Raw genomic sequence first — 8,182 nt, forward strand, 5'->3', positions numbered from 1 at the left:
AAGGGGAATTTACGTGAGTGTATTTATTAACAAAGATACAAAAGTAATCGTTCAAGGAATTACTGGTTCAACAGCTCTTTTCCATACAAAACAAATGCTAGAATACGGTACAAAAATTGTCGGAGGAACTTCTCCAGGTAAAGGCGGCTCCGAAGTAGAAGGTTTACCAGTATTTAACACTGTTTCTGAAGCTGTCAAAGCTACTGGCGCAACTGCTTCTGTCATCTATGTTCCAGCTCCATTTGCTGCTGATGCGATCCTTGAAGCTGTTGATGCAGAGCTTGATTTAGCCATCTGTATTACTGAACATATTCCTGTGCTGGATATGGTAAAAGTAAAGCGCTATATGGAAGGCAAGAAAACTCGTCTTGTTGGTCCTAACTGTCCGGGCGTTATTACGGCAGATGAATGTAAAATTGGGATTATGCCAGGATATATTCATAAAAAAGGACATGTTGGGGTTGTTTCACGTTCTGGAACACTAACATATGAAGCCGTTCATCAATTAACTCAAGCTGGAATCGGTCAAACTACGGCTGTAGGTATCGGTGGCGACCCAGTTAACGGTACGAACTTCATCGATGTATTAAAGGCGTTTAATGAAGACCCTGAAACTTATGCAGTTATTATGATCGGGGAAATCGGTGGAACGGCTGAAGAAGAAGCTGCTGAATGGGTAAAAGCGAATATGACGAAACCTGTAGTTGGTTTCATTGGCGGTCGTACAGCACCTCCAGGAAAACGTATGGGACATGCTGGAGCCATCATTTCAGGAGGTAAAGGTACTGCAGATGAAAAAATCCGCGTAATGAATGAATGTGGAATTGAAGTTGCTGATACACCTTCCGTAATGGGAGAAACATTGATTAAGGTACTTAAGGAAAAAGGTCTTTATGATAAGTGTAAGACACATTAATTAAGGGAAAATCAGAACTAAACAAAGACATTTTAATAATAAGTTCTAAACAAAGAAAATGAGTTGCTTTAGTTCTATTACCTATTAAGTGCGCTGCATGAAAAAGCAGCGCACTCTTTTATGTGATAAGTGTTTTTTTCCATTTGAGCTATTTACATTACAGGATTTACGTGAGAAAGTGAATTGCAAGTTGGTAAGGCTACTTGAAGAGCCAGGAGCTGTCTGCGGGTATTCCTGATATGAGGTATGTAGGTGTTCAAAAAGTCCAAGAGACAGTATTGGTCGGACATTTCAAGGTAGGTAAGCGTTGAAAAAGTCCAAGCAGCCGTGGTGGACGGACATTTCAAGTAGGGTAAGCGTTGAAAAAGTCCAAGCACCAGTGCTGGACGGACATTTCAAAGTGGGTAAGTGTTTAAAAAGTCCAAGCAGCCGTGCTGGACGGACAATTCAAGGTGGGTAAGAGTTGAAAAAGTCCAAGCAGCTGTGCTGGATGGACTTTTCGAGTAAGGTAATCGTTTAAAAAGTCCAAGCAGCCGTGTTGGACGGACATTTCAATTAGGGTAAGCGTAGAAATAGTCCAAGCAGCCATGCTGGATGGACATTGCAAGGTGAATAGTTATTCACACAAATTATTAGAAATAGTCTCAATGCTGCTTCATCAGAAATTCTTTTATACAGCATTTCAGCACAAATTAATACCCCTCAGGTAATTTCTCCAGCACCTTCTCAATCGGAATGGCAAGTCCTATTTGATCTTTCGTAGATAATGCATAGACAACTCCAATCACATTTCCTTCTAAATTAATAACAGGACTTCCGCTGTTTCCTTTATATATCGGTGCTGAGAGCATTAGAACTCCATTTTTATCTGATCCCTCATGTATTTCTCCATCAATCGCAATTTGATTGTGCAAAAGTGGATTGCCGATCACATAAATTTGATCGGAAACAGCCCATGTATTAGGCTGACTTAAAGAAAGTGCGGGTAATTGTTCCCCATTAATTTGTAAAAAGGCAAGATCGATGTCGGGATATGATTGTAAAATGGTGGCTTGGAAAATGTCTCCGTTCGAGAATGTGACAGTTATTGGATACATGTTATCGACAACATGGTGATTTGTAATGATTAACCCATTTTTATATATATTGAATCCGGTTCCTTTAGAATGCTGGTCGTGCACAGTAACAACGGCTTCCTTATAATTCTGAATCTCTTCCTGTTTCGATAGTTCAGCTGATTTCTGTAAAAAATTAATCGATGATAAATTAAAGACTTGCGGCCAAATTTGAAGCATGCTTACTATTAATGCTATCGCTACACCAACTGAAATGGTTCTTTTTACAACTAAATTTCGCCTTATCTGTTTTTCTCGTAACCATTCATCTTCTTCATTTGGCAAGAAATCCTCTAATGGCGGTTCTTCGAATTTATCTTTGTTTTCATCTGTATCATATTGATTCATCAGTAAAATCCTTTCATATGTATTCGGACTTTATTATTAATATAAATCTACTATACAATTGCCAGATCAATTTTGCTAAAAAAAGCGATTACTTTAAGCTTCAAATTAGTTTAGTATTCTACTAGGGAAAAAATTGTATAATATGATTATTCGAAAAATGAGTAGGAGGAATACAGATGCAAACTTTAGAAAAAATCAGTAATCGGTTTTGGTATCAAACACCTGTTTCGGAGACTGATCGGCCTATTTTAGGCGTGGTCATTGGGGAGAAACGGTCTTTAATGATTGACGCTGGCAATTCAGAAGCACATGCGAAGTATTTTCTTAGCGAGTTAGAAAAGAATCAGATCCCTCAGCCAAGTTTAGTAGTGCTTACACATTGGCATTGGGATCATACTTTTGGATTGTCTGCATTAGACATGATTTCTGTTGCTTCCAAAAAAACGAAAGATGAGCTAGAAAAACTCGTTTCGTTCGAATGGACAGATGCTGCCTTGGATGAACGAGTGAAATCTGGTGTGGAGATTGAATTTTGCGCAAGTGCTATTAAGAAAGAGTTCGGAAGCGAGAGGGATATTAAGATAAAGCTTCCGGAAGTAACTTTTGAAAAAAGAATGGACATTGATCTAGGCGAAGTCACTTGTCAAATTGAGCATGTTGGCGGCGATCATGCTCAAGACTCTGCCATTGTCTATATAAAAGAAGAAAAAATATTGTTTTTGGGGGATGCGATCTACGCTAACCTTTATGCTAGTAAAAGAAATCAGACAGTAAAACGGACACTTCAGCTTTTAGACAAAATCGACCAATTTGATGCAGAAACCTACATCCTTTCCCATTGGAAACCAGTATCGAAACACGAATACCAGGAAGAAGCTAAATTGTTAAGGCATATTGCCCAATTAACTGAACAATTCGAAGGGCGATATGATGACATAAAAATAGCCTATCAATCAATTATTAATCGAGACTTGAATGAGGATGAGCTTGAGACTTTGGATTACTTTGTAAATGGATTTGAACTTGAAAAGTAATTTCAAATTTGGAGGGGACGAGGGGCAGGTCCCTCTCCCAAACTAAATAAAACAACGAACAAGAAGGAGATTTCTTCTTTAAATCGAATATGTAATGATGAAACTCTTTAGAATAAGTTGTTGGAAATTCCCCCAATTTTAACTTTCTTAACCACATTAATTTCCCTCGAAAGGATGTTCCACATGACAAAAGAATACCTCGATTTAAAAATTGACTTCATGTTTAAGCAGTTATTCGGTCATCCAACACGGAAACATATTACAATTGCGTTTCTGAATGACCTGCTTGGTAGAGTTGGATCTGACCGGATAGTCGATCTCAACTTTGAAAATACAGAATATGTGAAGGACCAACATGAAGGTAAAACAGTTCGGCTTGATTTGACGGTTTTCACAAATGCAAGTGAACGAATTAATATTGAGATCCAGCTGATTAATCAGCATGATATGCCCGAACGAATCCTCTATTATTGGGCCAAGACGTTTTCTTCCTCCATTCATACCGGTGAATCCTATCTTAATCTTCCACAGACCATCATAATAATTCTTAACTTTCCGCTTTTTCCTTCAGAAACCGATCGCTTCCATACTATTTTCCATATTAAAGAAGACGAAGATCATTTCTTATGGAGTCATTTGCTCCAATTCCATGTCTTTGATTTAAGTACTTTCATGGTACAATGGAGAAAATACCGCCGTAAGCTGAAAGAACAAAACTTAACCGAACTGCCGTGGCTCATGATGCTTTCTGCAGCAGACTACCGCAAAAAAAGAACGGATCCTGAACTTTTAACCGAATTGGAGGAATGGGCGATGAACCAGGAACAAGTCCGAGAAGCACTCATCGAATGGGAGACTCTGAGCGCGAATAAAGAAAATCGTGTTATCTATGAAGCCAGAATGAAGGAACTCCGCGATCAGTTAAGCAATCTTCAGGGAGAGCGGAGGCTTGGACGGGAAGAAGGAAGAGAAAAGGGACTAAAAGAAGGGAAAAAAGAAGGACTTCGGGATGTTGCAAAAAAGATGCTTGAAAGGGGAATGGGTATTTCGGATATAGCAGATATCACAGGGCTAAGTGTGGATGAAATAAATAATATAAAGAAAAAATGATGTTTTGAAGTAAATGGTTGATGTACCAGGAACTAGTTTCACAAGGTCATGAGTTACTCGTGACCTTGTTTTTTGCTTTTACGTTTGATAGAACAGACTAGGGTAGGACCTGAAATAATTAATGGTAAATATTGATAAGTATTTAATTTTCTTCTTAAATTAAATGGTAAAATCAAATCTGATGGTGGGATTAAATGAAAAAGGATATATATGTGGTCGGCGCCGTGATTATACATAATGGAAAAATTTTATGTGCACAAAGAGGAGCAAATAGAATTATACCGTACAAATGGGAGTTTCCCGGAGGCAAGATAGAAGTCGATGAAACACCACAGGAAGCACTAAAACGGGAAATTAAGGAGGAAATGCATTGCCAAATTGAAATTGGCGAACAGATTGATCATACGGTCCATGAGTATGATTTTGGTATCGTTCATTTATCGACCTTTGCCTGCAAACTGAAAGAAGGGGAGCCGCGACTCACTGAACACAAGGAGATCAGATGGGTAGAGCCAAATGAACTGAGTACACTAGATTGGGCTCCGGCTGATATTCCGTCGGTGAAAAAATTAATAGAAATGAATTTTCCCACTAACTAACGGGCTATGTTGACAGAACCAATCATATAACAATGCAATTTTTACAAATTACGCTTGGATGAAATGAAATCCAAGCGTTTACTTATGGGGTTTTATCAATTGTTTTTTTCTTTGGTTGTAAATATATTTGTGTTAGGATTCCGGCATTATACACGGAAAAAATCATAGCGAAGTAAAGGATTAATCGGGGAAAATAGAATTCTTCCTTATCCGTAAAACTCAATATAATTGAAGGAATTACAAAAAAAGGCCAGGCCACTAATAAGGATAATCTCTTAATAGAATTTTTGTGATAAAAAATGGACAAGAAAACATTCACGCAAATTAAATAAGGAAAGCATTCTGTTCAACACAGAACACTTTCCTATTAGAGATGGTATAATCAACCAATTAAGTGGTAACTTTCAATTATTTAGCTTCTGGTTTCTCTTTTCCCATAGAGTCAAATAATTGTGTGGATGATAAGGCATTGAATGGTAAAGAAATATTATGTTTAACACCCTGGTTGTAAGATGCAATTAAGTCTTTAAGTAGAACGGCTAAGGCAGTGTCTGCTGTCCATTCAGAAACATCGCTCCAATTTCTAACTACCCAACTATCACCAGTACTTACTTTTAATAAGTTTAATACCTCTTCTTCAGGTAAGTTATAGTGTTTACCTAATTTAAGTCCTTCAGCTAAAGCATTCATGTTAATACCTAGAATCATATTATTAACTAATTTTGCTACTTGGCTGTTGCCTGGTTCCTCGCCATAGTAGAATGTATTGGATCCAATCGCATCAAAATATGGTTGGAAAGATTTCACGATTGTCTCGGAACCAGCTGTCATAATCGATAATGTTCCAGCTTGAGCACCTGAAGCACCACCGCTTACTGCAGCGCTAATTAGTCTCAAATCACTTTCTTCTTCGACTTTTTTGCCTAATTGATTCATTGTTTCAGGGTCAAGAGTACTCATAACAATAATTGTTTTATTTTTAGGTTGGGCAGAAAGAATTGCGTCCTCACCAAAAATAATATCAACATTTTGGGCATAGTCACGAACCATTGAGATAATCGCTTCGTCCGCTTGTTCCGCCACTTCTTTTAAAGTTTCTACCATTGTTATTCCAGCAGCACTTGCTTTTTCATAGACACCTTTAAAAGCATCATAACCGATTACTTCAAAACCAGCTTTCTTTAAATTAACTGCCATCGGGAAGCCCATTGTTCCTAATCCTACAAATCCAATTTTTTTACTCATGATTTTTCCTCCTAGATGATATTTTGTAAAATCTATTACAAAAAGTACTTTAGAATAAAGTGCTTGATGTATCGTAAGTTGAATTATTCAAAACAAGTCTGAGGAACTTGCTAGATTTATATCTTTAAGCTAAACCTAAGATGGCCATGACAACGATAACAGCCATTGCGATCCAATGGGTAACACTTATACTGATAAATCCATTTTTGAAGGTGTCTTTCATCGTTAGTCCCGTTATATTGTTAAAAATAATCAAGAATCCAGAATAAGGAACTATTGATAGAGCTCCAGATCCGATTGCGATTGCGCGGTGAACCGTTTCCGGATCTAGTCCCATTTCTAAATAGATAGGGGCAAAATTCGCAACAGAAATGCCAATTGCTCCAACAGCTGAAGCAGTAATACCGCCTATAAGACCTGTACCAATCATTAATGAGAGGATGGGAGGTCCAGGAATGGATTGAATCAATTGAAATACACCCTTAAACGCAGGAACACTTGTAGCAATGCTACCAAATGCAATTGTACTGCCAGTTGTTATCGTGGATGATAACGATTCGTTAGCACCTTGATTTAACACTTCTTTTTGCTGTTCAATTTGTTTACGGAATAATATAGCACTCAATACGATCGCAACAATTAATGCGACAATAATGATATTACTCACAGAACTAAATAGTAAGATGATGCCTAGTAACACGATGATAGGCAGTAAACTGATAATAAATGAAGGAAGCACACGCTCAGTTGCCGCATTACTGCTTTCAACCTTCTCATCCGCATGAAATGTCTCGTTCTTACGCAAGCTTTTGGACAGCGAGAATTTCATAAATACTAATATGAAGACTATTGCTGCGATGGAAGTGACGATTCCGATAACCGGCGCAGCAGTTAATGTAGTGCCCAAAGCCGTTGAAGGCACAATATTGTGTAAGGAAGGTGCCCCAGGCAACATTGTCATAGTAAACGTTGAAGTACCGCCAAACACAGGAATGGTAACTAATTTCCACGAAATATTCAGTTGTCTGAAGATCGGTTTAGCCATTGGGATTAATGCGAATATGATGACGAATACATTAATACCACCGTAAGTAAGAATGGCAGAAATAATAAATAATGCTACCAATGCGTTGTACGGGTTCTTGGTTCCTACCACCGACAATACTTTATTTGCAATTGAAATCGTTGCCCCACTTTTATCCATGTATTTCGCTAATACAGAACCTAATAAGAATATAGCGAAATTGGATGCAACAAACACAGCTAGAGCCGTCATATAAGAATTCTCTTTGCCAAATACGGTCTCTAGTATAGGTACATCGTTAAACAGCAATACGACAATTGTCGCTATGGGTGCAGCAATGATGATACTGAACTTTTTAATAATAAAGAGAATAATTGTTAAAATACCTAACAATATCCCAATTATACCCAATATATCCATTCTAATTTTTCCCCTTTTTTCCCTAGCTGTTATGGATATTAAGTAAGTAACTATTATTCTGAAATAACTCCACTTTACATCCTTTGTTTAAAATTAACTAGAAATCTTTACCGTGATCGATAATTAAACCTTTATAAAACTTACACCTCAATTTAATAAAACTTGAAATAATAATAAATTAATTAAGATATTCTCAATTCGAGATAATAGGTTCGCATATCCGCAATATTATTCAAATTAATTATTAAATTAAGATAAAACTCTTAGTATATTTGCTAAGGTATATCTTCTTCCATCCCAGTCTCATTCCGTGTAACAATTTAATTCGTCTTGGCCATTTTGATTACGTTTTCATTATTGAAGTCCTCCTT

General features: G+C 37.3%; 7 protein-coding genes. 4 read left to right on the forward strand and 3 right to left on the reverse strand.

Features of this window, described 5'->3' with window-relative positions; all coding sequences use genetic code 11:
- Nucleotides 1-13: 13 nt before the first annotated feature.
- A complete protein-coding gene (gene sucD, locus V7122_RS18170; protein ID WP_335344679.1) occupies nucleotides 14-916 on the forward strand; it encodes a succinate--CoA ligase subunit alpha in 903 nt (300 codons plus the stop codon).
- 692 nt (nucleotides 917-1,608) lie between these two features.
- Here the strand turns inward: sucD and V7122_RS18175 are convergent.
- Nucleotides 1,609-2,379 (reverse strand): S1C family serine protease, encoded by a 771-nt coding sequence (locus V7122_RS18175; protein WP_335528063.1) that lies wholly within the window; start codon nucleotides 2,377-2,379, stop codon nucleotides 1,609-1,611.
- A 176-nt stretch (nucleotides 2,380-2,555) separates the two neighbouring features.
- On the opposite strand from V7122_RS18175, the gene V7122_RS18180 reads away from it, so the two are divergent.
- The 3 genes from V7122_RS18180 (at nucleotide 2,556) to V7122_RS18190 (ending at nucleotide 5,122) form a co-directional block, all read left to right on the forward strand.
- Nucleotides 2,556-3,413 carry an MBL fold metallo-hydrolase gene (locus V7122_RS18180; RefSeq protein WP_335528066.1) on the forward strand — a complete coding sequence of 286 codons (858 nt, stop codon included), beginning with the start codon at nucleotides 2,556-2,558 and terminating at the stop codon, nucleotides 3,411-3,413.
- A gap of 183 nt (nucleotides 3,414-3,596) precedes the next feature.
- Nucleotides 3,597-4,523, forward strand: coding sequence for an Rpn family recombination-promoting nuclease/putative transposase (locus V7122_RS18185; protein WP_335528070.1), 927 nt, complete (start codon nucleotides 3,597-3,599; stop codon nucleotides 4,521-4,523).
- A gap of 194 nt (nucleotides 4,524-4,717) precedes the next feature.
- Nucleotides 4,718-5,122, forward strand: coding sequence for a (deoxy)nucleoside triphosphate pyrophosphohydrolase (locus tag V7122_RS18190; protein ID WP_335528073.1), 405 nt, complete (start codon nucleotides 4,718-4,720; stop codon nucleotides 5,120-5,122).
- Between the two features lie 408 nt (nucleotides 5,123-5,530).
- Here V7122_RS18190 and V7122_RS18195 read toward each other — a convergent pair whose 3' ends face one another.
- Together V7122_RS18195 and V7122_RS18200 are read right to left on the reverse strand one after the other, a co-directional pair.
- Nucleotides 5,531-6,454 (reverse strand): NAD(P)-dependent oxidoreductase, encoded by a 924-nt coding sequence (locus V7122_RS18195; RefSeq protein ID WP_335528079.1) that lies wholly within the window; start codon nucleotides 6,452-6,454, stop codon nucleotides 5,531-5,533.
- Nucleotides 6,455-6,491: 37 nt separating this feature from the next.
- Nucleotides 6,492-7,811, reverse strand: coding sequence for a GntP family permease (locus V7122_RS18200; RefSeq protein WP_335528076.1), 1,320 nt, complete (start codon nucleotides 7,809-7,811; stop codon nucleotides 6,492-6,494).
- Nucleotides 7,812-8,182 lie beyond the last annotated feature (371 nt).

The organism is Bacillus sp. JJ1532 (assembly GCF_036965085.1).
Lineage (GTDB): Bacteria > Bacillota > Bacilli > Bacillales > Cytobacillaceae > Cytobacillus.